Source organism: Chitinophaga sp. YIM B06452, from assembly GCF_039655965.1.
Classification (GTDB): domain Bacteria; phylum Bacteroidota; class Bacteroidia; order Chitinophagales; family Chitinophagaceae; genus Chitinophaga.
Genome location: NZ_JAWLKY010000004.1, coordinates 211,997 through 237,725, shown reverse-complemented (window position 1 = coordinate 237,725; position 25,729 = coordinate 211,997). Strand labels below are relative to the sequence as shown.

Sequence of the window (25,729 nt, the reverse complement as noted above, 5' to 3'; positions counted from 1 at the left end):
GTCGCCCCTCCCACATTGGCTCTGCTGCTTCTCGCAATGACGGGTTTTTCACGAAACTTCCAGCTTCTCCCAGGCCGTTTCTTTATACCGCATATACATCAGGTACAGCACTGCCGAAGAGATCAATCCGAAAATGATCACCATCACTAAATAAGCCCAGCTGATATCCTTCCCTACAAACCGGAGACCGTAATGCGCAAACCCGATCAGGCCGGGAATGGCCAGGATCAGCAGGCCTCTCAGGAAAGTGCCCGCTCCCTGTTTTATATTCAGCTCGGAAGAAAAAGGCAGCTTGCGCAGGAAGATCGACGCAAACAGGAGATTGATCAGCACCACGTTCACAAAACCCAGCAACAGGTCTGGCAGTATCCTCAATCCCCACACACCCAGCGAAAACAAAGCGATGAAAATATAGAACGGCAGGAAAAACTTGACCAGCGTGGCTTTGAAAGCGCCCATCAGCAGTTCTCCCGGCCTTTCCACCGGCGCGGCGTAATACACCCATGCGGCTTTGAATTTATCCGAGTACACGATATTGCTGATGGCGGTGATGAATACGAAGCTGCTGATATAGATCAGTAAAATGAACATATTCGTTTCCGGGAGGCTGGCCCACGCCTGTCCGGGTGTTCCCTGCTTGCCGCTGAAAAGGAAATACACGAAATACACGATCACATAAGCGAGGGAAGGATATACCTTCAATTTGAACTCCCGGCTGCGGCCGGTGATCATCCATACCAGCTCGAAAGAAAGGCGCTCCAGCCGGTTTTTGCTTGCCAGGCGGGCGAGCGTTTTATACAGCGGTCTTTTGCCAGTGCTCACCTTCACTTCTTTTTTAACCGGCTCAGGCTCGCTTCCGCTGAGCATAGCCAGCTTGCGGTTGAAGCTCGGGGCAAATACCTTCACCACCAGCCAGAGGCTCAGGAAAGGCACTAAAATGGCCAATGCGGTGTATAACAGGTTCCACCCGCTGAAGTCCAGGCCGGAAACGCCCAGGTGCGCGCGGGCAAACCAGTATGTAGGCACAATGTTCACCCAGGGATAATCCGCCAGGTTCAGCTGCGCCAGGTCTGTGCTTTTCACCAGCCGCGGCGCCAGGTAATAAGTAGCAAATACGATGATGGAAAACGCGATCTGCAGGTAATTGAGCATTTCCTTGAAACGCTGCGGGGTGGTTAGTTTCAGCGCCACCAGGTATACCGCGTTGATCAGGAAGATGCAGAAAACGCTCAGCAGCAATACCAGCACGCCAAACCAGCAACCTGCACCGATGCCGTAACGGATCGTTACATACACGAAAGCCGGCGCGGCCAGCGGGCCCACGATCTTCGAAATATGGATCATGATGTGCAGCAGCCTGCTTACCACCACAGTCTTATCATTCACAGGCCGGGGCAGTATCACGTAATTATCTTTTACGTCTATCAGCACGCTGGTAAAATCCGAGATCAGCGTGATGCTCATCATCACCATAAAAATGCTGAACCACAAAAAGAACTGCAGCAACAGGTTGGTGCCAAGCATAAAAATAAAAAGGTAGAAGAACCCCATCAGCAGCGATACCAGCACAATGGCCCAGGAACCGTTCTTGCGGGGCTTGTTCTGCTGCTGCTGGCGCATACCGGTGTAGGCATTGGGCCGGCGGTCGTCCATCTTCAGCTTTACGTCCAATATGGCGCGCAGCTGCGCAACGTTTACGCCTATCCTTTTCCAAAGCGGGTTGAAAAGGGAAATGATGGCGAGGAAAAATTTGTTCATCGTCGTGTCTGTTTATTGGCCAAGGGCGTTGATGAAAGCGTCGGCATTGGTGCTAAGCTGCTGCTTGCCGGTGAGGCGCGCAAAGATCCGCTCCAGCGTTTCGTCGTCAGACGATTTGAGGGAGCTGAAAGTCCCGTCAGCCACAATGCTGCCTTCGTCTATCAGCACGATCCTATCCGATACTTTTTCCACCACGTCCATCATATGCGAGCAGTAAAAAATGGTCTTGTTCTCTTTTTTCAGCAGGGTCATGATCTCTTTCACGATGATCACCGCGTTGGCGTCCAGGCCAGACAGCGGCTCGTCCAGGATCACGATCTGCGGGTTGTGCAGCAGGCCGGAAGTAATGAGCACTTTCTGGCGCATGCCTTTGGAAAAAGTGTCCATCCGCTGGTCTTTGTTTTCCAGCAGGCCAAAGGCCTGGAGCATGCGCGCAGCGCGCTCTTCGATCACTTCATCTTCCAGCCCGTAGAGTTTGCCCACGAAAGAAAGGTACTCCATCGGCGTGAGCACTTCGTAGATCTCTGCATTCTCAGGCACGTAGCCGATGAGACTTTTGATACTCATGGTATCCTGCCGGAGGTCTTTGCCCAGGATGCTCACATCTCCTTCAAAATCGCTGAGGAGGCCGATGAGCACTTTCACCGTGGTGGATTTGCCGGCGCCGTTGGGGCCGATGTACCCGATGATCTGGCCGGGAAATATCTCGAGATTGATGCCTTTCAGCACTTCTTTTTCGCCGTAGTGTTTCCTGAGATTCCTGATTGAAATAATAGGCTGCATATCTGATGTTTTCCGTTGTTATAAAGTATAGGCCTCACCGGGCTTCCAGCCGATGCGATCCCCGAATTTACCGAATCCCGTCCATTGATTGAGCGGTATGCTGAGGCCGATGTGATTAAATGCGATGGAACGCTGGTACCAGCTGCGGGCGTACCGCAGCTGTATTTTCTGCACGATCACGCCGAGGCCGAAGGAAAAACCGCTCAACCCGCCCTGGTTGGGCAATGCAAGCTCCCGCCTGCGCAGGTGGTTGTAGCCGGCCGTTACTTCCACGTACTTCCCGATCTCGAACTGCGCGGCCAGCACAAAATGCCGGAAGATGTTGTCCATTGTGCCGCCGTTCCTGCGAATGGTATCGCCGTTTTCGATGATGATGTTCTCTTCATCAGCCGGGTCGGCATACCGCACGTCGAACTGGTAAATGTGGTGAAGGGTGGCGGACAGTTGCAGCGGCACATGTTTCAGTCGTTTGCTCACACCCGCCTGCAGGTCGAAGGGAAGACCTTCGCGTTCGCCTGTGGTATACTTCGTAAACTGCGTGCCCATATTCTTCGCCAGCAGCCCGGCCTGCCAGCCGCTGACCGTGTCCCTGAAGGCAATGCCCACGTCGGTGCCGATGCCGGTGGCCCTGAAATCCAGGTAGCGGGAACGGATGTATTTGATGCTGATGCCGTAATACCATTTTTCCAGGTACCTGCGGGATGCGCTCAGTTGCCAGTAGAAATCCACCGGCCTGAAACTGCCGAGCACATTCCCGGCCGCGTCCGTATGCGTTATTTCACCATAACCGGTATACTGGATGCTGGTGGCGAAAGTAGTGGCAATGGAAGGCACATGGTACGCAAACGCAAAATTGGAATATTTCACCCCGCCCACGTAACCTGAATAATCCGCCTGCAGTTGCGTATGTGTGGCGGGGCGCAGCAGCGCGGGGTTCATCAGCCCAAGGCTCAGGTCTTTTCCCTGCTGGCTGACGGTCATGCCACCCAGCGCCGTGATCTGCGGAGACGGCGGCAGGTCCAGGAAAGCGAAGGTTTTCCTCCCTCCCAGCACCTGGGCCCTGGCATAGGCGGATAATAACAGCAGTATGAAAACGTAGCGGTACCTCAAGGTTCTGTTTTGCGAACGGTAAGGTACGACAAATGCATGCTATTTTATCGGATATGCGAAGCATAATGATGGCCTGAGGCTAATGGGTAAAAAGGGCGGTGAAAACAGTATCAAAAAGAATAAAGCCGCCCGGATGGACGGCTTTATTCAAACCCTTAAACAATCAACATGCGCTCACTTTGCACTGAAAGTGAACTTTTGGGTTGCATGGCAGGCCAGGAGTGGCCGTGCCCTGCTTCCTATCTCTTTAATAACGCAGTTTCCAGCACTTGGTTCATTTCTTTCACATAATGGAACTTCAGCCCTTTGATGTAATCGGGATTGATGTCCTGTATGTCTTTTTCATTCTGCCAGCACAGCACCACTTCCTTGATACCGGCGCGTTTGGCGGCCAGTATCTTTTCTTTGATGCCGCCCACGGGCAGCACCTGCCCGCGCAGGGTGATCTCCCCGGTCATGGCCAGGTAAGGTTTCACGCGGCGGCCGGTGTAGGCTGAAGTGAGCGCCGTGAGCATGGTAACGCCCGCGCTGGGACCGTCTTTCGGCACAGCGCCTTCCGGCACGTGCACGTGGATGGTCTTGTCGCGGAACATTTTCGGATCGATCTTATACGCAGCCGCATTCGCCTGTAAATAGCTGAGCGCGGTCACGGCTGATTCTTTCATCACATTGCCCAGGTTGCCGGTGAGCTTCAGCTCTCCCTTGCCTTCGCTGAGGCTGGATTCGATGAAGAGGATGTCGCCCCCTACGTACGTCCATGCGAGGCCCACGGCTACGCCGCTGGGGTTGCCGGTCTTGTATATTTCGTTGCTGTATTTCTGTTTGCCCAGCGCTTTGATCACCCTTTCTTCGGAAATGGCGTCTTTCAGTTTAGTGCCCAGCGCTACGTCTTTGGCCAGGGAACGCATGATGGCGGCGAATTGCCTGTCCAGCTCCCGCACGCCGCTTTCGCGCGTGTAATCAGCGATCACTTTTTCGATCACTTTGTTAGCAAAAGTGAATTTGTATTCTTCCAGCCCGTGCGCGCTTTTTTGTTTGGGTATCAGGTGCCTTTTGGCGATCTCCACTTTTTCTTCGATGGAATAACCGCTCAGGTCGATGATCTCCAGCCTGTCGCGCAGCGCGATGGGAATAGCGTTGATATTGTTAGCCGTGGCAATGAACAGCACTTTGCTGAGGTCATATTCCAGCTCCAGGTAGTTGTCGTAGAAGGTGCTGTTCTGTTCAGGATCCAGCACTTCCAGCAGGGCGCTGGCGGGGTCTCCGCGGAAGTCGTTGCCGATCTTGTCTATCTCGTCCAGGATCATCACGGGGTTGCCGGATTTCACCTTGCGGATGGTTTGCAGGATGCGGCCGGCCATGGCGCCGATGTATGTTTTACGGTGACCGCGGATCTCGCTTTCGTCGTGCAGCCCGCCGAGGCTCAGCCTGGCGTATTTCCTGCCGATCGCGTTGGCGATGGAGCGGCCCAGCGAGGTTTTACCGATACCCGGGGGACCAACAAAACACAGGATAGGCGATTTCATATCGCCTTTCAGCTTCAGCACGGCCAGGTATTCGAGGATGCGCTCTTTGATGCGGTCCATGCCGTAATGGTCATTGTCCAGCACTTTCTTAGCCTTTTTCAGGTCGTAGCTGTCTTTGGTGAATTCGTTCCAGGGCAGGTCCAGCATCAGGTCCAGGTGGTTGTATACCACGGAATAATCCGGGGTGCTGGGATGCATGCGCTCCAGCTTTTCGATGCCTTTGTTGAAAAGCTCTTTCGCCGCATCGGGCCATTGTTTCAGCTCGGCCTTGCGCTGCATTTCCTTCACCTCGCGGTCGTTGGAGTCGCCGCCCAGCTCTTCCTTGATGCTTTTCATCTGCTGCTGCAGGAAGTATTCCCGTTGCTGTTTATCGAGGTCGGCCTTGGTCTTGTTGTTGATCTTGTTCTTTAGTTCCGCGAGCTGTAATTCCACCTGCAACAGCTTCATCAGCAATTCCGCGCGCACACGCAGGTTATTGATCTCCAGCAATTGCTGTTTGTCCTTCACATCGCTGTTCAGGTTGCTGCTCACGAAGTGGATCAGGAAAGGCGCGTTCTCAATGTTCTTGAGAATAATGCTGGCTTCCGAAGGAATGTTGGGCGACAGCTGTATGATCTGCGCCGCAAGGTCTTTGATGGAAGACACATACGCATCGAATTCGGAATCGTTTTCCTCTACTTCGTCGGGCATCAGCTCGTAGCTGGCTTTGAAATAGGGGTCTTCGGTGAGGATGCTTTTTATTTTAAAGCGCTTGCGCCCCTGGATGATGATGGTAGTGCCGCCGTCCGGCATTTTGATCAGCTTCACGATCTTGGCCACGGTACCCACGTCGGAAAGATCGGTAATGCCGGGTTCTTCGATATTACTGTCTTTTTGCGCTACCACGCCAATCATTTTGTCAGTCTTGTACGCATCATTTACCGCCTTGATGCTCTTGTCTCTCCCCACGGTAATGGGCAGCACCACGCCCGGGAACAGCACGGTATTGCGCAGGGGCAGCAGCGCCAGTTCTTCCGGGATCCTGTCCTCCTCCTGCCCTTCGCCGTCTTCATTCAAAGGAATAATGGGCATAAACTCCATTTCCTCTTCTGTATTGCCTAAAAAGAATGTGTTCATCTGTCAGTTTTAAGTACCGGGACATATTGTCAGTCTAACTCCCCAAAATGCCCCCAATTAAAGAGTATACCTATATAGTCAACTTTGGTGCCATGATGAAGATAACAAAAAAGACCGCCCCTTGCGGGTGCGGTCTTTATCAGTTGTAGGTATACTTTTTATAATGTAATACCTACGCCCAATTGAATAGATTGGTTCCTCCATTTTTCGGGGGAAGTGGTGTTTTCGAAAGTAACGTCGTTCACGTCGGAAATACCGATCACGTAACGGGCGCTGATGTTCACTATCGGCAATTGCAGCCACAGGCCGCCTACCGCGGAAAACTCACCGGATTTGAAGGCGGATTTCCCTTCTTCGAACACGCTCGTCTTTTTGCTGGTCATAATGCCGAACTGCGGGCCCACCTGTAATTTGAAACGGGGAGAGCCCAGGTCTATATTCGCGAGAACGGGAATGCTGAGGTAGTTGAGTTTCGGTTTGTCTTCCTTCAGCTGGTCGATGTCATAAACATCATCAAAATCGGAGGTCACTTCTGTTTTGGTAGATGAAAAGATCAATTCAGGTTGTATGCCGAAACCTTTCATCAGGTTGATCTGGGCAAATGCGCCTAAGTGATAGCCCAGTTTAAATGCATCGTCATAACCGGTCCCGTCTATTTTACCAAGGTTGGCGCCACCTTTAATACCGAAACGTAATAATTTTTGCTGTGCGTTGGCAGTGGATACGGTTACACATGTGATGACTGCTAAGGCGAAAAACAGTTTTTTCATACATTGATTTGTTTAGTGTTAAGCTCTATTTATCTTGATAATGAGTACATTGCCATTCATAAGACGCAGGAAAAAACATGGACCCCTACTGTTAACACAAAAGTCATGCTAAATACTTATCCCGGGAATAACGCGGATGCAAAGCGGTTAGTTCATGGAGCGTCAAAAATGTTTTACAAGGAAACTAAAGCGTAACGCTTATGCTGGCGGTGAAGTAGCCGGTGATGGAAGTGTCTTCTCCCTGGAGCAGTTTAAACACGGTATAGGAAGGCGATATGGCCACTCTGCCGATGATGTATGAAGCTCTCAGGCCAAAATCCACCGCGCGCGGTTTGAAGGCGCTGCCATCGCTGAGCACGGTCTCATAATGTTCTTCCGTATCCGTGCCCGGCACCGGGTTCTGGCCTCTCCCTCTTCCACGTCCATTTCCTTTTTTCTCCTGCTTTTCGACGATGCTGGAGCGGCTTACATACCGGAAACTTTTGAGGTTGCTGAAATATTTGGCGGTGCCGGTGGTGAGGGAAGCTACCGGCATGAGCAATACGGCGTCATCTTTTTTGAGCACGTCCAGGAAAAGGAAAGGATGGCGCACATCCAGGATGATGTTGAAATCGTTGCCTTTTACGGAAAGACTGTTGCCGCCGTCGGACTCTTTATAACGCCCCCAGCCGAAATCGAAGCTGACGCCCGGTTCCAGCCACCATTTGCGCCAGAAGAAATAAGCGAATAATTCGTTGGTGATAGGCGTAGGCGGCACATCGGTAGAATCGCGGTAAAAATATTTGGTGTAAGAGGCGCCGGCTAAAAAGTCACGGTTCTTCGTGTAGTCGTAACCGGCAGAAAGGTCCAGCTCGAACCACGGCCTCTGCGAAGCGCCCAGCAGGTAATACGCGTATGTAGATGCGTAAAGCCCGCTTTTATGATTGTAGGAAACGTTGGGCGACAAAAAGGATTTCATATTCACCGGCCTGAAAGCATCGGTGGTCTTTCCGCCGTAGGCGGGATTATTCCCGAATCCCAACCCGACCACGACTTCGCTCTTGGGCTGCCTGCTGAGCAGGGAATCCAGCTGCCTTTCCAGGTCTGCCAGCGATTGCATGTCCGCGGCGTTTTGCCCCGCCGCTTTCAGGGCAGAGATGAATATGGCCATGGTAATGAGAAAAGGGCTCTTCATCACCTGCAATATAGCTAAAATTAGACCAGTTCTATCACCGTGATCTCCGGCAGGATGCCCACCCTGCCCGGGTAACCGAGGAAACCGAAACCACGGTTCACGTACAGGCGCTGTTTGCCGTCCTGGTAAAGGCCGGCCCATTGTTTATAAATGTATTGTGCAGGGCTCCATTTGAAGAAGGGTATCTCCACTCCAAACTGCATGCCATGGGTATGGCCGGCCAGCATCAGGTCGATGTCGCGGTATTCGGTGCGCACCTGGCTGTCCCAGTGGGTGGGGTCGTGCGAGAGGAGTATCTTGAAGGGAACGCTTTCGCTGCCGGCATATGCGGCGGCCAGGTCGCCCTTGCGGGGGAAACGCGGGTTCGCGCTCCAGTTCTCCACGCCCAGCAGGGCTATTTTGTCGCCGCCCTTTTCCAGCACGGTATGTTCGTTCATCAGCAGCCTCCAGCCCATTTCGCCGTGCATGGCCTTGAGGCGTTCCAGGTTGGCCACTTTCATCTTGCTCTGGCGGTCCGCATCGTAATCCGGCCAGGGGTAATAGTCGCCGTAATCGTGGTTCCCCAGCGTGGAATAAACGCCCATCGGGGCCTGCAGCTGGTTGAACACGGTGAGGTAGTCGTTCATTTCATCGGCCTTGTCGTTCACCAGGTCGCCGGTAAACAGGATCAGGTCCGGTTTTTGAGACTTTATGAGATCGATTCCTTTCTGCACGGCGGCTTTATCAGTAAAGCTGCCCGAGTGAACGTCCGATATCTGAACGATCCTGAATCCTTTGAAAGCAGCGGGCAGGTTATTGAAAGTGAGGCGGATCTTGCGGACGTGGTAATTGTATTTATTGCTCAGCCCGTACAGCAGCGTGCCCAGCATAGTGCCGCCGATGAGGAAGCCGGTTTTCATGAGGAACTGGGAGCGGCTGATGCCTTCCGTTTCGCGGTTGCCGTCTACGGCCGCGGCTACTGCCGGGGCGGAGCGGAACTTTTCATAGACCCACACCACGGCCCGGCGGCCATCGTCTGCCAGTAGGAACAACACAATGAGCGCCTTGGCAAAGAACAGCCCGAAGGCGAAGGTGAGGTAATACGACCGGGCTTCCATGAACTTTTCCCAGGGAATGCGGGAATAAAAGACGATGGAAAATATCACGATGGAGGAAGCCAGCCAGTATAAAGTGAATATCAGCGCTTTCCATTTAGGGGAAAGATTCATGAGCAGGGTACGCATGGCCATGAACACGTATGTGTCTATAGATACCATGATCAGCACCAGGATGATCGAAGACATTAAATTGGGTCCGGCTCTCATAAATAGCTATCAGTCAAAGGTTTTAAAAAATCGAACAGCGAATTTACCACAAAGCGCCCGGTTCGGGGCTTCATTATGGTTAGGTAGACGATCATGTGACTGAAAAATTGCAAAACGGGGCAAAAAAAGGCTACTTTTCCCCACTATGGCGGTGTGAATAAATAAATCAGGGGCATGGCCCGTATTTAGGAGATTGGTTGTATTTTTGTCCGATTAGGTTATTATAATATATAATTACAATATGAAATTCACCTATTACGGCCATTCCAGCTTTGCGGTGGAAGTCAAGGGCAAAAAGATCGTATTCGACCCCTTTATCACGCACAACGAGCTGGCCCGTTCAATAGATGTAAATCGTATTGAAGCGGATTACATTTTTGTATCGCACGGGCATGCGGATCATGTGGCGGACCTGATGGACCTGGCAAAACGTACCGGCGCTACCGTGGTGGCGGCTTTCGAGGTTACCGAATGGGTAAAGGGCCAGGGGCACGAGAAGGTTCACCCTATGAACACGGGCGGCAAATGGAACTTCGATTTCGGAACGGTGAAATGCACCGTGGCGCATCACAGCAGCGGCCTGCCTGACGGCAGTTACGGCGGCAACCCGATGGGCTTCATTTTCATTACCGACGAAGGCAATTTCCATTACAGCGGCGATACCGCGCTCACGTTCGATATGGAGCTGGTCCCCCGCTGGGCGAAATTAAACTATGCGATCCTGCCGATCGGCGATAACTTCACCATGGGCGTGGAAGATGCGATTATAGCAGCAGAGTTCATTGAATGCACCAGGATCATCGGCGTACATTATGACACCTTTGGTTACATTAAAATAGACAAAGCGGATGCGGTACGCCAGTTTGAGGCGGCGGGGCTTACCCTGTTGCTGCCGGCGATCGGAGAAACTATTGACGTTTAATTATTCCTATTATCCTATTCAACCTTAGAATTTTAAGACAGAACAATGGCAAGAATCATCGCAATCGCCAATCAGAAAGGAGGCGTGGGTAAAACCACCAGCGCCATCAACCTCGCCAGCAGCCTGGCCGTACTGGAGTACAAAACTTTGCTTGTAGACGCGGATCCGCAGGCCAACAGCACTACGGGGCTGGGCTTCGACCTGCGCAACATCCAGCAGAGCCTGTACGACTGCATGGTAAACGACGTGCAGGCGCGCGACGTGGTACTGGAATCAGACACCCCCAACCTGAAAGTGCTTCCCTCCCATATCGACCTGGTAGGCGCGGAACTGGAGCTCATCAACCACCCCAACCGGGAAAGGGTGATGAAGCAGGTGATCGATCCTATCAAGGACGAGTACGATTTCATTATCGTGGATTGCTCTCCTTCCCTGGGCCTGATCACCGTGAACGCCCTTGTGGCCTCCCATTCCGTGATCATCCCCGTGCAATGCGAATTCTTCGCCCTTGAAGGTCTGGGCAAACTGCTCAACACCATCAAGATCGTGCAGAGCAGGCTGAATACGGACCTGGAAATTGAAGGCATCCTGATGACCATGTACGACGGGCGCCTGCGCCTGAGTAACCAGGTGGTAGACGAAGTGAAACAGCATTTCGAAGAAAGCGTGTTCAACACCATCATTCACCGCAATACCAAGCTGGGCGAAGCGCCGAGCTTCGGCAAATCCGTGATCATGTACGATGCCATGAGCACCGGCGCGATCAACTACCTGAACCTGGCAAAGGAAATACTGCAAAAGCATAACTTTACCAAGATCAAAACAGAAGATAAAATCCTTGCAATAAACGATGACCAATCCGAGTAAGAAAGAGGCGTTGGGGAAAGGCATCCGCTCGCTGTTACAGAACATAGACACAGACCTGAAGCAAACCACCAGCGCCCTGGGCGAACAGGTGGTGGCGCAGGCTACCGGCATTGAGCGGATACCGCTGGACCAGATTGAGATCAATCCCAAGCAGCCGCGCCGGGATTTTGACGAGCAGGCTTTACAGGAGCTGAGCCAGTCCATCAAGCTGCACGACATTATCCAGCCGGTGACGGTATCCCGCATCGGCAAAAAATACCAGCTCATCGCGGGCGAACGCCGCTTCCGCGCCAGTAAGATGGCGGGGTTGAAAGACATCCCGGCATACGTTCGCCAGGCCAACGACCAGGAGCTCCTGGAACTGGCCCTGCTGGAAAACCTCCAGCGCGAAAATCTCAACGCGATCGAGATCGGCCTCAGCTACAAACGCCTCATGGAAGAGATCAGCCTCACCCAGGAACAGGTAGCCGAGCGCATGGGCAAAGAACGCAGCACCGTTACCAACTACATCCGCCTGCTCAAGCTGCCGCCGGACATCCAGGTGGCCGTGCGCAACAACAAGCTGAGCATGGGCCATGCCCGTACCCTTATCGGCGTGGAGAACGTGGAAAAACAACTCTACATTTTCGGCGAGATCATGAAGAACGGCCTTTCCGTACGCCAGACTGAAGAACTGGTGCGGAAAGTGAACCATATAGACAAAGGGAACACCAAAAAACCCGTCAAAAGCAGCCTGCCGCCCGCTTACCAGAAGATCCAAGACAACCTGGCCACCCACTTCTCCACCAAGGTAAACCTGGACCGGAGCAAGAACGGTAAGGGCAGCATCAACATCGAATTTTATTCAGACGAGGAGTTGGACGCAATCCTGGAAAAATTATCATTATACGGTGAAAAATAGATCAGGGTACCTGGTATTGATCCTTTTGTGCCTGTTCCTCCTGCCCGCGATCAACAGCCAGGCGCAGAAGGACACGCTCATCACCCGGCAGCTGAAGGATTCGGCCGCAAGCCTCCGCGCCTCGGGAAAGGACACCCTGAGCCCGGTTTCAGCCACCGATACCCTGCTGGCTAACTACAAAGCCCTGCACAGTCCCCGTAAAGCCGCTTTCTATTCAGCCGTACTGCCCGGCCTGGGCCAGATCTACAACCGCCAATACTGGAAAGTACCCCTCGTATACGCCGCCCTGGGCGTCAGCACCGGGGTGTTCATCTGGAACATGGACAAATACAAGGAATTCAGGGATGCTTACCGCGTACGCGTCGCCAACCAGGACAACCCGGATTTCGACGATAAATACGCAGGCATTTATTCAGACAGTGACCTGCGCTACCTCCGCGACGCATACCGCCAGTACGTGGATTATTCCGTGCTGGTGTTCGTGGCAGCCTATGCGCTCAACATCGTGGACGCCACCGTGTTTGCGCACCTGCGGCAGTTCGACATCAGCGAGGACCTTAGCATGCGCGTCGGCCCCCGCCTGATCAACAACCGCACCATCGGCATAGGGATCAATATTTCCCTCAGCCCCCGCAAGAACAAGCTGAAGGGCCTTGCACTCAGATAAAATCACACCTTATTTACACAGATATGAAAATAGCATTGATCGGATACGGTAAAATGGGCAAAGCCATCGAAGCCATCGCCCAGAGCCGCGGGCACGAGATAGTTCACCGCATAGACATCAGTAGCCCGCAACTGCTGGAAAAAGAACATCTTTCCCAGGCAGACGTGGCCATTGAGTTCACCACCCCTGAAACCGCCTACCACAACATCCTCAAATGCTTCGACGCCAACGTGCCCGTGGTATGCGGCACCACCGGCTGGCTGGACAAGCTGCCCCAGGTAAAGGCCCAATGCCTTGAGAAACACCAGGCATTCCTGTACGCCAGCAATTTCAGCATCGGCGTAAATATCTTCTTTGAGCTGAACCGCCGCCTGGCTGAGCTGATGGCTACCCAGCCCCAGTACAACGTGCACATGGAGGAGATCCACCACACCCAGAAGAAAGACGCGCCCAGCGGCACCGCCATCACCCTGGCGGAGCAGATCGTGGAGCTGGTGCCCGGTAAAAAGGCCTGGGTGAACGAGCATACCAGCAATCCCGAAGAGCTGTACATCGAATCCCGCAGGGTAGACCCGGCGCCGGGCACACACATCATCAACTACCACTCCCCGATCGACGATATCACCATCATCCACACCGCCCATTCCCGCGAAGGCTTTGCTGCAGGCGCGGTTACAGCCGCCGAATGGCTGAAGGGCAAGAAGGGCATTTTTACCATGAAAGACGTGCTGAGCCTGTAGGTGTTCGTATAGCGGTTGCCGGGCCCGCCATAAAAACGGCAGCTTTTTGTTATATTTGTGTTTTGGGAGTGCAAAAAATAAGGAGCATCAACGACTATGTTGTCTAAAAAAACACAATATGCGTTCCACGCATTAATTTACCTGGCGGAAAATGTTGACAAAGGCCCTATCCTGATCTCTGAGATCGCGGCTGAGAAGAGTATTTCCATTAAATTCCTGGAAAACATCCTGTTGGAGTTGAAGAACGCCGGTATTTTAGGAAGCAAAAAAGGCAAAGGAGGCGGTTATTACCTCATGCGCACGCCGAAGGAAATACCGCTGGCGCGCATTATCCGCCTGCTCGATGGCCCTATCGCCCTGCTGCCGTGTGTGAGCCTCAATTACTACGAACGCTGCGAAAACTGCAAGGACGAAGCCGTTTGCGGCCTTCACGAAGTAATGAGCAAAGTAAGGGACGCCACCCTTAAACTACTGGAAAACAAATCCCTCAAAGACATTCTGACCAGGGATTAAAATCGTTATATGGGTTTATAAGCAGGGAAAGGCCGTGGGTCTTTCCCTTTTTTTTGTTAATGACGCAATGAAGCGCCGGTCAAATGTTAATGAAGCCTGTTTTAAAAATACTTATAACTAGGTATTGCAAAGCGTTTTCAACTCCCATAACTTTGTGTCTACCAATGAACTAGGTACTGATACACCTGGAAAATTCACCTTACCAGGTATACCTGTTGCACAGGAAATAGCGGCTCCGGCTCCTACCCTTGTTAACGCGTATATCTTTTTAAAAATCGCATTTCAGAGAGTTTGATGATAACGTTCCCCAGGAAAGTTGCAAGAGCCCCGGATCCGGGGCTCTTCTTTTTTCGCACCTTCTCTAATACACTGATTTTCAGCTATTTCAGCGCCCATTTCTTCGCTTCTTCAATAATTTTCCCCAGACATCCATTTTAGTCCATCTTTTTTATAGGTTTTATGTATTTTTGTTGTCAGGCAACGAGAGGAAGTTTTATGAAAGATTTAGCAGGGCTGGTGGCCCAACAAAAGGATATTGCAGCAGGAATACGCATACTAACAGAAGAATTCCCCGGCGCAGTCGCTTTTTCCACTTCATTTGGTCAGGAAGACCAGGTGCTGGCAGATATCATCTGGCGCAACCAGCTGCCCGTCCGCGTATTTACGCTGGACACAGGCCGCCTCTTCCAGGAAACCTACGACCTGATGGACCTCACCCTCGCCCGCTACAAACAGCATTTCGAAGTGTACTTCCCTGAAACCGCAGCTGTAGAAGCCCTGGTAAAAGAAAAAGGCCCTAACAGCTTTTACGAATCAGTGGAGAACCGCAAAGAATGCTGCCACATCCGTAAAGTAGTACCCCTCAACCGCGCCCTGCAAGGCACCAAGGTCTGGATAACAGGCCTGCGCGCCGAACAGAGCGAGAACCGCCAGGATATGCCCGTGTTGGAATGGGATGAGAGCAGGCAGTTGTGGAAATACAACCCGCTCATCCACTGGACCTTCGATGAAATGATGGCATACCTGAAAGAACATAACGTGCCGTACAACAAGCTGCACGACAAAGGTTTTATCAGCATCGGCTGCGCTCCCTGCACCCGTGCCATAGAACCGGGGGAACATCCACGCGCCGGCCGCTGGTGGTGGGAAACATCGAAAAAAGAATGCGGTTTACACAGTAGTTGATCAAGTATAATAGCAAGATAATGAGTAGTATTCAATGGCAATTCCCGCGGGCCCTGGAAGATGAGGCCATCTACATCCTCCGCGAAACCGCGGCGCAGTTTGAAAAGCCCGCCATCCTTTTTTCCGGCGGCAAAGACTCTATCACCCTCGTACGCCTGGCCCAGAAAGCCTTTCACCCGGGAAAGATCCCCTTTCCCCTGCTGCATGTAGACACCGGCCACAACTTCCCCGAAACCATCCAGTTCCGCGACTGGCTCGTGGAATCCCTCGGTCTTGAACTGATCGTGCGGAATGTGCAGGACAGCATCGACCAGGGAAAAGTGAAAGAAGAGACCGGCAAATACGCCTCCCGCAACGCACTTCAAACCGTTACCCTGCTGGATGCTATTGAAGAACTGAAGTTCGACGCCTGCATCGGCGGCGCAAGGCGCGATGAAGAAAAAGCCCGCGCCAAGGAAAGGATCTTTTCCGTGCGCGACGAATTCGGCCAGTGGAATGCCAAAATACAACGCCCCGAACTGTTCGACCACCTGAACGGGAAGATCAATATCGGCGAAAACGTGCGCGTGTTTCCCATCTCCAACTGGACCGAGCTGGACGTGTGGAATTATATCCGCGAAGAAAACCTCGCCATTCCCTCCATCTATTTCTCCCACGAACGCGAGATCATTGAGCGCGACGGGATGTACTGGCCTTATTCCGAATTCCTGAACACGACCGAAGAAGAAGTGCCCTTCCGCAGCAAAGTGCGCTTCCGTACGGTGGGCGACATGACCTGTACCGCCGCCGTATTGTCTGAAGCAGACAAGCTGGAAGACATTATCACGGAAATACTCGCCGCCAAGATATCCGAAAGGGGCGCGAGGATAGACGACAAACGTTCCGAAGCCGCGATGGAAAAACGCAAGCAGGCCGGATACTTTTAATCACAACGAATTTTTTGACAACATGGACGTTTTACGTATAACCACCTCCGGTAGTGTGGATGATGGAAAAAGCACCCTCATCGGGCGCCTCCTGTTCGACACCAAATCCATCACCCAGGATAAAATGGAAGCGCTCACCGCGGCCAGCAAACGCAAGGGGCTCGACTTCACCGACCTCTCCCTGCTTACCGACGGCCTGATCGCCGAGCGCGAGCAGGGCATCACCATCGACGTGGCGCATATCTATTTTTCCACGCCCAACCGCAAATACATCATTGCCGATACGCCCGGCCACTTTGAATATACCCGCAACATGGTGACCGGCGCTTCCACCGCCCAGGTGTCGCTCATCCTCATCGATGCGCGCAAAGGCATCGTGGAGCAAACCTACCGCCACTTCTTCATTGCCTGCATGCTGCGCATCCCGCACCTGGTGGTGTGCATCAACAAAATGGACCTGGTGGATTACGACGAAACGCGTTACAACCAGATCACCGAAGATTTTCAGCAGCTGCTGAAAGGTTCCTTCTACGAGGGAAAAGAAGTGAAGATCATCCCCATGAGCAGCCTGTACGGCGAAAACGTGGTGACCAGCACTGAAAAGATCAGCTGGTATCAAGGCCAGCCCCTGCTGGATTACCTGGAAAACATCACGTTCGATGAAGACGACCGCCAGCATCCCGCCCGCTTCCCCGTGCAATACGTGATACGCCCGAAAACCGAGCAGTACCACGACTTCCGTGGCTTTGCAGGCAAAGTTGCGAGCGGCAGCTTCCACGTAGGCGAAGAGATCGTTTCCCTGCACAACGGCCAGCGCAGCAAAATAAAAAGCATCGAAAAGTTTGAGCAGCAGCTGCCTGCGGCGCATGCCGGAGACAGCGTGGTGATCACGCTGGAAGATGAGATCGATATCAGCCGCGGTAACCTGCTGGCCACGCCGGACAACGTTCCCGAAGGCCGCAAGGATTTTGTTGCGCAGATCTGCTGGATGGACCAGCATAAGCTGACGCCCGGCAAAACCTACCTGCTGCAGCATGGGGCCAACCGCATCAAAGCGAAAGTGCAGCAGATACTGGGCGTAACCGAGGTAACCACTAACCGCACGGAAGAAAAAACAGACATGGGCCTGAACGACATCGGGCGCATTTCGCTGAAGACCGCCCAGCCCGTGTTTGCTGACCCATACGCAATAAACCCGGCCAACGGCACGTTCATCCTGGTGGACGAATTCAGCAACGCCACTGTGGCTGTTGGGTTTATAGACTAAGCACCATCTGTCAACTAAAATAAAAAGCCCCGGCGCTAATTGCCGGGGCTTTACTTTTTCATATCGTTTAATGCGCTAATTTCCTTTAGCCATGCGGGTTTCCGGCTTCCCGGGCTCCGCTACATCCATCCATACAAGTTTCACATCCTTCCTGCTTTCCGGTATGCGCTTCAGCGTTACCAGCCTGCGTTTCCCCGCGTCGTAATCGGCGATGGAAAACAGGGCCACCTGCCTGTCGTCCGGCGCAAATACCAGGTTGCGCCCCGGGATGGTCTCTTCTCCTTCCAGCTGGTAAAAATACCCGTGGCAGTTGCTGAGATCCCTGATGGCAGGCTGTTTGCCGCGTTCAAGCTGCTTGTGCTTCTCGTCCAGGTCGTTGATGAGGATGTAGCCGGGAATGTAGGTGAAGAATTTATACTGATCATCCCAGTTCAGCTTCTCCTGCACGTTCTCGCGGTTCTTCACGTAAAAAGGTCTCATGATCACGCCCTGGTTGATCTGCCGCTTGGGGATCATCCAGCTGTTCAGCTCCTTGCCTTCCGCGCTGAAATCTACCACAGCCACATTGGCCAGCACCGTGCTTATCACGGTGGGCGTGTTGTTCATCATGCGCACGTGATTGTCCAGCTCCTCGAACACGATGGCGTAAGAACCATCTTGTTTGATGAAAATATTCTGCGGCACGCCCGCATATTCTTCTTTCGGGCCGAATACTTCCAGGCTTTTGCGGTTCACTTTGTCGAGATAAATTTCTTTTGAATAAGAAATATGCATGCTGTGCAGTTTTACGGTAGCCAGGAAAGTGATGGTTCTGGCGGTTTTCCTCTCGTCGTCTTTCACCGCCTGCATCAGCAAAAGCTGGTCTGTATACGGGTTGTATTTGATAAATCCGCCTACCGTGTTCACGCCTTTCGGGAATTTCAGGTCGTGGAAAGCAAAGAATATCTTGCCTTTTTCGAGGGTGGCCAGCTTCATCACCATACTGTCCTTATCCGCGGCCTTATGTTCTTCCATGCCCAGGATGCAAAGCTGCTCCTCGCCTATCACGGCCATATCCCAATATTGGAAAGGCACTTCATGATCAAAGTTCCGGAACCGCGCGCGGCTGATCTCCCGGTGCCCCGCCCCGAAATGCACGATCTGGTAACCGCCGTCTGTTTCTTCATCTGTATTGAAATACATCCATACGGCATAGCTCTCGCTCCACGGGTCTTTGATGACGAGAAAATCAGAAGCTGTGCTCACTTTCTTTTTGCGGAGATTGATCTTGTCCAGGTCCGCGATCACGGAATCTTCCTGCAGCTGCCCGGTATGCCCGTTGATCGTGAGCCGCCGCATCACGGGATGTTTCTGCGTACGGTCGCTGATAAACAGCGCTGCGTTTCCACCGGCTTCAAAAGCGGCGTCGAGGTTGCCGTTTTTGTAGGAGGCCAGATTGGCGAGGGAAGGCAAAGTATCTATGCGACGGTGCGCCGGGTCGAATAACTGTATGGCAAGGCCCTGGCGGGCAGTGTAATGCAGGAAAAGCGTATTGCCGTTCTTCAGCTGAAGGATGCGGGCGGCGCCGTCTTCCGGCTCCTGGAACGCCGGGCTTTCGGCTACGGTGGTAAACTGGGCATGCGCGGGAATGGCGAACCATGCCAGGAGGGACAGGATAATGGTTTTTCTCATCGGTTTCATAGGGATATACTATGTAAACATACTAAATAATTATCATATATCTGGTATCAAAAAAGCCTTCCCAGTTGGGAAGGCCTTGTTTATAGGAGAGGTTGAAATTACATTCCTTTCTGCGCTTTCAGGTTTTTGAGCATATCTGCTGTCATTTTTGGGAGATCGAACTCGGGTTTCCAGCCCCAGTCCTGCCCTGCAAGCTCATCGTCAATGCTTTGCGGCCATCCGTCGGCGATCTGCTGGCGATAATCGGGCTCGTAGCTGATAGTGAAAGTAGGGATGTGCTCTTTGATGGCAGCAGCGATCTCTTTCGGGGAGAAGCTCATGCTGGAAAGGTTGTAGGCAGACCGGACCTTGATGCGCGCACTGTCTGCCTCCATCAGTTCGATGGTGGCGCGGATGGCGTCTGGCATGTACATCATGGGCAGGTAGGTGTCTTCTTTCAGGAAACATTTGTAGGAGCCTTCTTCCAGCGCATCGTGGTAAATTTCCACCGCATAGTCTGTAGTACCGCCGCCCGGGGCTGATTTGTAGCTGATGAGGCCGGGGTAACGCAGGCTGCGCACGTCTATGCCGTAGCGGGTGTTGTAATATTCGCACCAGCGTTCGCCGGCGAACTTGCTGATACCGTAAATGGTAGTGGGCTCAATGATCGTGTGCTGGGGCGTTTCCTGCCGGGGGCTGTTGGGACCGAATACGGCGATGGAGCTGGGCCAGTAGATCTTATCCAATCCTTCTTCTTTCGCAATATCCAGCACATTCAGCAAACTGGCCATGTTGATATGCCAGGCCAGCAGCGGGTTCTTTTCGCCGGTGGCGCTCAGGATGGCGGCCAGGAGGTAGACCTGGGTAATGTTGTGACGGATCACGAGCACATGCAGCATTTCCTTGTTCATCACGTCCAGCGACACGTAAGGGCCGGTGCCCTTCAGCAGCTCGTGCTCTTCGCGGAGGTCTGATGCAATTACATTGTTGTCGCCGTACATTTTACGCAGGGCGAGTGTCAGCTCCACGCCTATCTGTCCGCATGCGCCAATTACCAGGATCTTATCTTTCTTCATATGGTAGGTTGTATAGATTTGTGCCCAAATTTAATTTCAAGTGGCAATATTACCGGAATTGCCCTTCCAAACAATGACAATACAATAACAATTTGAACCCATTGCTGTTGTGATTCGTAACCTGCCCATCAGCCTTAACGGGAAATAAGCTAATTTTGCGCCATCAGACAAACAATAAAGTAAACAGACTAATGGCAAATACATTAAAAGCACTGTTCAAAGAACAATACAATCCTGCAAACTTCTTTCTTATCGCGGGCCCCTGTGTGATCGAAGATGAAGACCTGGTGATGGGCGTAGCGGAAAAAGTATCCGCGATCTGCAAAAGGCTCAATATTCCTTACGTATTCAAGGCCTCGTACCGCAAGGCCAACCGCACCAGCGTTAATTCCTTCACCGGCATCGGCGACGTGGAAGGGCTGGACCTCCTGCAAAAGGTAGGTCAAACCTTCAACCTTCCTGTCACTTCCGATATCCACTCCGCCGCAGAAGCCGCTATGGCCGCGGCTTACGTGGATGTGCTGCAGATCCCCGCGTTCCTCTGCCGTCAAACGGACATCCTGCTGGCCGCCGCAGATACCGGCAAATTCGTGAACGTGAAAAAGGGGCAGTTCCTGAGCGGTGAATCCATGAAGTTTGCCGTTGAAAAAATAGAGCAGGCGGGCAACAAACACGTGCTGCTCACCGAAAGAGGCACTACTTTCGGTTACCAGGACCTGGTGGTGGATTACCGCAACATCCCCATCATGAAAGGCCACAACGTACCCGTGGTGATGGACTGTACGCATTCGCTGCAGCAGCCCAACCAGCCCGGAGGCGTTACCGGCGGCAATCCCAAAATGATCGGCACCATCGCCAAGGCGGCCATTGCCACCGGCGCAGATGGTTTGTTCATAGAAACCCACCCGGATCCTTCCTGCGCAAAGTCCGACGGCGCCAACATGCTGCAGCTGGACCTGCTGGAACCCTTGCTGGAACAGCTGGTGCGCATCCGCGAAGTGGTGGTGAAACAATAAATAAAAAGGTACTCGTAACAAGGCAGAGCCCGCAATGGTTCTGCCTTTTTTGCTTTTTAAATTCGCGGATTTTCCAGTAAATTCATGGTACACTAAAAATAGCACCATGATTAATTTGCACCAATTAAAAGCAGGTGATATAGTGCTGGCGAAGTTTGAAGAACAGTTGTCTGAAGGCAAAGTGCTGGAGCTGGACCTTCCGGCGGGCCAGGCATGCGTATTGAACCAGGCAGACCAGGAAAACTGGTACGTACCTGAAGATCTTTTCCCCATCCCTCTCACGGAAGAACAGCTCGTGAAACTGAAATTCAAAAAAACGGAAGAACCGCCCATCAACGGCAGCGGCCAGGCATGGGTACGCGGCCCCTTCACCGTGCTGCTGCAGGACGGGGAGCAGCCTCATACCATCCTCCATTACCGGGACGAGACGCGCAACATCGCGGGCAGCTTAATGGTGCATGAACTGCAGAATCACTACCAGGGCATGACGCTCTTTCATCTCGAATAAAACGCATAAAAAAAGCCGCCCCGGAAAATTCCGGGGCGGCTTTTTTTTAACCGGTAATCAATCACTTCTGCAACCTAACCGTGTCTACAGTGGTCACCTGGCCAAGAGATACGGTCACTCCGTCTTTCACGAACTTTTTGAACAGTGTATCAGTAGGAATATAATGCAGGGAGTAAGTACCTGCCTCCAGTCCGCGGATAGAGTAACCGCCCGCGGAAGTGTAGGTGCTGGCGATGGTATCAGGCCCCTGGATGGCAATCACAGCCGTCTGCACCGAATCAGGCAGCACAAATCCTTTGATGTTGCCGCCTACAGCCGTCAATACGGCGCGGATCACGGGTTTCAGGATGTACTTCCCGCTGTTCCCTGCTTCCACGATGGATTTGGCTACGTCAAAATCGAGCGTCAGTTTGTTGATGATACCGCCAACAACGGGCTGGTGGATGTTCAGCTTCAGGCCGGATTGCTGTGCGCTGGGAGTGGTCAGCATCAGTTTTTCGCCGCGATTGGTAATAATGTAATTGTTGTCTCCCAACACCAGGCGGATCTGGCTCAGTTTGCCGGAGGGTATTTCCGCATCGGCCAGCACGGTGTCTTTGTCATTCACCAGGTCCAGCAGGTTGTACATGCCGGATTTCACACCTGCCAGGGGCACCCAGTTCTGGTCATCGGCATCTGAAGTGTTGAAGCGGATCTCTTTCACATCGATCCATACTTCTTTGTAGTCTCCCGGGTCGTCGGTCAATGCAATTTGCAGCCGGGCTGTTTGTGAACCGTTGCCATCGTTCTTGTTGCAGGATGAAAAGCTCGCAAGGCTCCCAAGCAATACTGCGCCCAGGGCCAGGTTTTTCAATGTAATTGTCATCATATACTTGTTTATGGTTTGCATTTTCGTGCACGCACTTACAAGTTAGATGGGCAGTTTTCCGTAAAGTTTAATGGAAAGATTATTTTTTTTAGAAATGTGTATAAGTAATTGGCACAGTTAGAGATAGCGCAGGGGGTTGCGGCGCGCGTTCATGATATAATTTTTGATGTTCATCCAGAAGGCAAGGATCATATATACGATGAGGGGGGAACCCATCGCGAGAAAAGTGGCATAAATGAAAAATATCCGGATCCGGGAGGTAGCGATACCCAGTTTATTCCCCAGGGCGGTACAAACGCCGAAAGCCTTCCATTCCACAAAGTCTTTGATCTTGTTCATCGTTCGTTATTTCGGAAAAACCGGTGGCATATGTCCGGTTCTTATATATCAAATTTATTCCAAATCTGGCTAAATAACAAAACAATTCTACGCTTTGTGCCTCACGCTTAACTTTAAAAACTTTACGAAAATGATTAACTTCGCCGTGCAATTTTTAACGTAATAGCTCTTAAATTATTTATTTCCATGGTGTTTGATATTGACATGATTAAAAAATTGTATGCGGCACTACCGGGTAAAGTGGAAGCTACCCGTAAACTGTTAGGTCGCCCGCTTACACTGGCTGAAAAGATCTTATATGCTCACCTGTACGCTCCTACCGCTACACCGTTCGAAAGAGGTAAATCCTATGTGGAATTCGCCCCGGACCGTGTTGCCATGCAGGACGCGACGGCGCAGATGGCCCTTTTACAATTCATGACCTGCGGCCGCGCATCTGTGGCGGTTCCCTCCACTGTTCACTGCGATCACCTGATCCAGGCGAAAACGGGCGCTGCGCAAGACCTTGCCACCGCTATCGACACCAACAAGGAAGTTTACGATTTTCTCGCTTCGATCTCAGATAAATACGGCATCGGTTTCTGGAAACCGGGCGCCGGTATCATTCACCAGGTGGTACTGGAGAACTATGCGTTCCCCGGCGGCCTGATGATCGGTACAGACTCCCATACCCCCAACGCGGGCGGTCTCGGCATGCTCGCCATTGGCGTAGGCGGTGCAGACGCGGTGGATGTTATGGCCGGCCTGGCATGGGAACTGAAAATGCCCAAGCTGATCGGTGTGAAACTGACCGGCAAGCTCAGTGGATGGGCTTCTCCCAAAGACGTGATCCTCCGCGTGGCAGGCATCCTCACCGTTAAAGGCGGTACGGGCTGCATCGTGGAATACTTTGGCGAAGGGGCAGACAGCCTGAGCGCCACCGGTAAAGGCACCATCTGTAACATGGGTGCTGAGATCGGCGCTACCTGCTCTGTATTTGCGTACGACACCAAAATGAGCGATTACCTGAAGATCACCAGCCGCGCGGAAGTTGCCGCCCTGGCAGATGGCGTAAGGGAACACCTCCGTCCTGACGAAGCCGTATACGCAGACCCCTCCAAATTCTACGACCAGGTGATCGAGATCAACCTGGACGAGCTGGAGCCTTATGTGAACGGTCCTTTTACGCCGGACCTGGCATGGCCGCTCTCCAAATTCGCACAGGCCGTAAAGGAAAACAACTGGCCCGAAAAACTGGAAGTAGCCCTGATCGGTTCCTGCACCAACTCCTCTTACGAAGACATCAGCCGTTCAGCCTCCCTGGCCAAACAGGCGATCGATAAACAACTGAAAGTTCAGTCAGAATTCACCATCACTCCCGGTTCCGAGCTGGTACGTTATACCATCGAAAGAGACGGATTGCTGGATACGTTCGACCAGATCGGCGGCGTGGTGCTGGCAAACGCCTGCGGCCCCTGTATCGGTCAATGGGCCCGTCATATCGACGATCCCAACCGCAAGAACTCCATCATCACTTCCTTCAACCGCAACTTCGCCAAACGTAACGACGGCCTCGCCTCTACCCACGCGTTTGTTGCATCTCCCGAGATCGTGACCGCACTGGCTATCGCTGGCAGCCTGTCCTTCAACCCGATGACAGACACGCTGAAGAACGTGAAAGGCGAAGACGTGAAGCTGGATGAGCCCACCGGTTTTGAACTTCCTCCCAAAGGCTTCGACGTGAAAGACGCCGGTTACCAGGCCCCTGCAGAAGACGGCAGCGGCGTACAGGTGATCGTATCCCCCACGTCAGACCGCCTGCAGCTGCTGGAAGCTTTCAAGGCATGGGAAGGCGTTGACCTGAAAGGCCTGAAACTGCTCATCAAAGCAAAAGGCAAGTGCACCACCGACCACATCTCCATGGCAGGCCCCTGGCTGAAATACCGCGGCCACCTGGATAATATCTCCAACAACATGCTCATTGGCGCGGTGAACGCGTTCAACGACAAAACAGATACCGTTAAGAACGAACTGACCGGCGAATACGGCGCCGTTCCCGCCACACAGCGCGCTTACAAAGCCGCAGGCATCGGTTCTGTAGTAGTGGGCGATGAGAACTACGGTGAAGGTTCCAGCCGTGAACACGCAGCCATGGAGCCCCGCCACCTGGGCGTCCGCGCGATACTGGTGAAATCTTTCGCCCGTATCCACGAAACCAACCTGAAAAAACAGGGTATGCTGGCACTTACTTTCAACGACAAGGACGATTACGAAAAGATCCAGGAAGATGACAGCATCGACATCCTGGGCCTCACCGAATTCGCTCCCGGCAAGCCGCTCACCGTGGTGCTGAACCACAAGAACGGTACGCAGGATGCTATCACTGTGAACCACACCTACAATGAACAACAGATCGAATGGTTCAAAGCAGGCGGTGCGCTTAACGTGATCCGCGCGCAGTTTGCCGCTGCAAAACAGAATTAAGCATATTAATTCCGATATTGAAAACAGGCTGTCCCTTCCGGGACAGCCTGTTTTCGTTTATACAATGCCGTTATTTCCTGTATTTGGCGATTGACTGGTAATTGCAGATAATGGAAGACGCTATTGTTGAAAGCGGGATGTAAGGAGTGAATTTCCTTAGCATAATGTTAAAATATGCCGCCAGGGTAGCTAAAACTGGCAACAGTTACCCATCCCTGGCCCATTATTTGCGAAATTAAACATGTTCACCCACCCTTCATTCCATTGTACC

The 25,729-nt window shown here is 52.5% G+C and carries 23 protein-coding genes; 12 read left to right on the top strand and 11 right to left on the bottom strand.

Features of this window, described 5'->3' with window-relative positions; genetic code table 11:
* Positions 1-48: 48 nt before the first annotated feature.
* The 7 genes from R3I13_RS20950 to R3I13_RS20920 all read right to left on the bottom strand — a co-directional run bounded on the left by R3I13_RS20950 (position 49) and on the right by R3I13_RS20920 (position 9,520).
* Entirely contained in the window at positions 49-1,758 is a 1,710-nt protein-coding gene (locus R3I13_RS20950) for a hypothetical protein (protein WP_346319928.1), read from the bottom strand.
* Between the two features lie 12 nt (positions 1,759-1,770).
* Entirely contained in the window at positions 1,771-2,541 is a 771-nt protein-coding gene (locus tag R3I13_RS20945; RefSeq protein WP_346319927.1) for an ABC transporter ATP-binding protein, read from the bottom strand.
* An 18-nt stretch (positions 2,542-2,559) separates the two neighbouring features.
* The gene (porQ, locus tag R3I13_RS20940; RefSeq protein WP_346319926.1) at positions 2,560-3,651 is read right to left on the bottom strand and encodes a type IX secretion system protein PorQ; all 1,092 of its coding nucleotides are present in this window, start codon (positions 3,649-3,651) and stop codon (positions 2,560-2,562) included.
* A gap of 239 nt (positions 3,652-3,890) precedes the next feature.
* Positions 3,891-6,293: an endopeptidase La gene (gene lon / locus R3I13_RS20935; protein ID WP_346319925.1), complete on the bottom strand. Its 2,403-nt coding sequence runs from the start codon at positions 6,291-6,293 to the stop codon at positions 3,891-3,893.
* A gap of 158 nt (positions 6,294-6,451) precedes the next feature.
* On the bottom strand, positions 6,452-7,063 hold the full coding sequence (locus tag R3I13_RS20930) for a porin family protein (protein ID WP_346319924.1): 612 nt from the start codon (positions 7,061-7,063) through the stop codon (positions 6,452-6,454).
* A gap of 184 nt (positions 7,064-7,247) precedes the next feature.
* Positions 7,248-8,237 carry a hypothetical protein gene (locus R3I13_RS20925; protein ID WP_346319923.1) on the bottom strand — a complete coding sequence of 330 codons (990 nt, stop codon included), beginning with the start codon at positions 8,235-8,237 and terminating at the stop codon, positions 7,248-7,250.
* Between the two features lie 20 nt (positions 8,238-8,257).
* On the bottom strand, positions 8,258-9,520 hold the full coding sequence (locus R3I13_RS20920; RefSeq protein ID WP_346319922.1) for a metallophosphoesterase: 1,263 nt from the start codon (positions 9,518-9,520) through the stop codon (positions 8,258-8,260).
* A 262-nt stretch (positions 9,521-9,782) separates the two neighbouring features.
* Between R3I13_RS20920 and R3I13_RS20915 the strand changes: the two genes are divergently transcribed.
* The 9 genes from R3I13_RS20915 to R3I13_RS20875 all read left to right on the top strand — a co-directional run bounded on the left by R3I13_RS20915 (position 9,783) and on the right by R3I13_RS20875 (position 17,529).
* The gene (locus R3I13_RS20915) at positions 9,783-10,463 is read left to right on the top strand and encodes a metal-dependent hydrolase (RefSeq protein WP_346319921.1); all 681 of its coding nucleotides are present in this window, start codon (positions 9,783-9,785) and stop codon (positions 10,461-10,463) included.
* A gap of 45 nt (positions 10,464-10,508) precedes the next feature.
* Entirely contained in the window at positions 10,509-11,330 is an 822-nt protein-coding gene (locus R3I13_RS20910) for an AAA family ATPase (protein ID WP_209148670.1), read from the top strand.
* The gene (locus tag R3I13_RS20905; protein ID WP_346319920.1) at positions 11,314-12,231 is read left to right on the top strand and encodes a ParB/RepB/Spo0J family partition protein; all 918 of its coding nucleotides are present in this window, start codon (positions 11,314-11,316) and stop codon (positions 12,229-12,231) included. The genes R3I13_RS20910 and R3I13_RS20905 overlap by 17 nt, the downstream gene beginning before the upstream one ends.
* Positions 12,221-12,898 (top strand): DUF5683 domain-containing protein, encoded by a 678-nt coding sequence (locus tag R3I13_RS20900; RefSeq protein WP_346319919.1) that lies wholly within the window; start codon positions 12,221-12,223, stop codon positions 12,896-12,898. The genes R3I13_RS20905 and R3I13_RS20900 overlap by 11 nt, the downstream gene beginning before the upstream one ends.
* Before the next feature lie 23 nt (positions 12,899-12,921).
* Positions 12,922-13,638, top strand: a complete 717-nt coding sequence (gene dapB, locus R3I13_RS20895) for a 4-hydroxy-tetrahydrodipicolinate reductase (RefSeq protein ID WP_346319918.1) — start codon at positions 12,922-12,924, stop codon at positions 13,636-13,638.
* 96 nt (positions 13,639-13,734) lie between these two features.
* Positions 13,735-14,151 (top strand): Rrf2 family transcriptional regulator, encoded by a 417-nt coding sequence (locus tag R3I13_RS20890; RefSeq protein WP_346319917.1) that lies wholly within the window; start codon positions 13,735-13,737, stop codon positions 14,149-14,151.
* Between the two features lie 495 nt (positions 14,152-14,646).
* Complete coding sequence (locus tag R3I13_RS20885) at positions 14,647-15,336, top strand: phosphoadenylyl-sulfate reductase (RefSeq protein WP_346319916.1); 690 nt, start codon at positions 14,647-14,649, stop codon at positions 15,334-15,336.
* A 20-nt stretch (positions 15,337-15,356) separates the two neighbouring features.
* Positions 15,357-16,262, top strand: coding sequence for a sulfate adenylyltransferase subunit CysD (gene cysD, locus R3I13_RS20880; RefSeq protein WP_346319915.1), 906 nt, complete (start codon positions 15,357-15,359; stop codon positions 16,260-16,262).
* Between the two features lie 22 nt (positions 16,263-16,284).
* The gene (locus R3I13_RS20875) at positions 16,285-17,529 is read left to right on the top strand and encodes a GTP-binding protein (RefSeq protein WP_346319914.1); all 1,245 of its coding nucleotides are present in this window, start codon (positions 16,285-16,287) and stop codon (positions 17,527-17,529) included.
* 75 nt (positions 17,530-17,604) lie between these two features.
* On the opposite strand, the gene R3I13_RS20870 is transcribed toward R3I13_RS20875, so the two are convergent.
* The gene (locus R3I13_RS20870; RefSeq protein WP_346319913.1) at positions 17,605-19,209 is read right to left on the bottom strand and encodes a hypothetical protein; all 1,605 of its coding nucleotides are present in this window, start codon (positions 19,207-19,209) and stop codon (positions 17,605-17,607) included.
* Positions 19,210-19,307: 98 nt separating this feature from the next.
* Positions 19,308-20,264, bottom strand: coding sequence for an NAD-dependent epimerase/dehydratase family protein (locus tag R3I13_RS20865; RefSeq protein WP_346319912.1), 957 nt, complete (start codon positions 20,262-20,264; stop codon positions 19,308-19,310).
* 191 nt (positions 20,265-20,455) lie between these two features.
* Here R3I13_RS20865 and kdsA point away from each other — a divergent pair, with 191 nt between their 5' ends.
* Together kdsA and R3I13_RS20855 are read left to right on the top strand one after the other, a co-directional pair.
* A complete protein-coding gene (gene kdsA / locus R3I13_RS20860; protein ID WP_346319911.1) occupies positions 20,456-21,280 on the top strand; it encodes a 3-deoxy-8-phosphooctulonate synthase in 825 nt (274 codons plus the stop codon).
* 106 nt (positions 21,281-21,386) lie between these two features.
* Positions 21,387-21,788: a hypothetical protein gene (locus R3I13_RS20855; protein WP_346319910.1), complete on the top strand. Its 402-nt coding sequence runs from the start codon at positions 21,387-21,389 to the stop codon at positions 21,786-21,788.
* 61 nt (positions 21,789-21,849) lie between these two features.
* On the opposite strand, the gene R3I13_RS20850 is transcribed toward R3I13_RS20855, so the two are convergent.
* Together R3I13_RS20850 and R3I13_RS20845 are read right to left on the bottom strand one after the other, a co-directional pair.
* On the bottom strand, positions 21,850-22,656 hold the full coding sequence (locus tag R3I13_RS20850) for a DUF4382 domain-containing protein (protein ID WP_346319909.1): 807 nt from the start codon (positions 22,654-22,656) through the stop codon (positions 21,850-21,852).
* Between the two features lie 117 nt (positions 22,657-22,773).
* Positions 22,774-22,995, bottom strand: coding sequence for a PspC family transcriptional regulator (locus tag R3I13_RS20845; RefSeq protein WP_346319908.1), 222 nt, complete (start codon positions 22,993-22,995; stop codon positions 22,774-22,776).
* 186 nt (positions 22,996-23,181) lie between these two features.
* Between R3I13_RS20845 and R3I13_RS20840 the strand changes: the two genes are divergently transcribed.
* A complete protein-coding gene (locus tag R3I13_RS20840) occupies positions 23,182-25,458 on the top strand; it encodes an aconitate hydratase (RefSeq protein WP_346319907.1) in 2,277 nt (758 codons plus the stop codon).
* Positions 25,459-25,729: the final 271 nt, after the last annotated feature.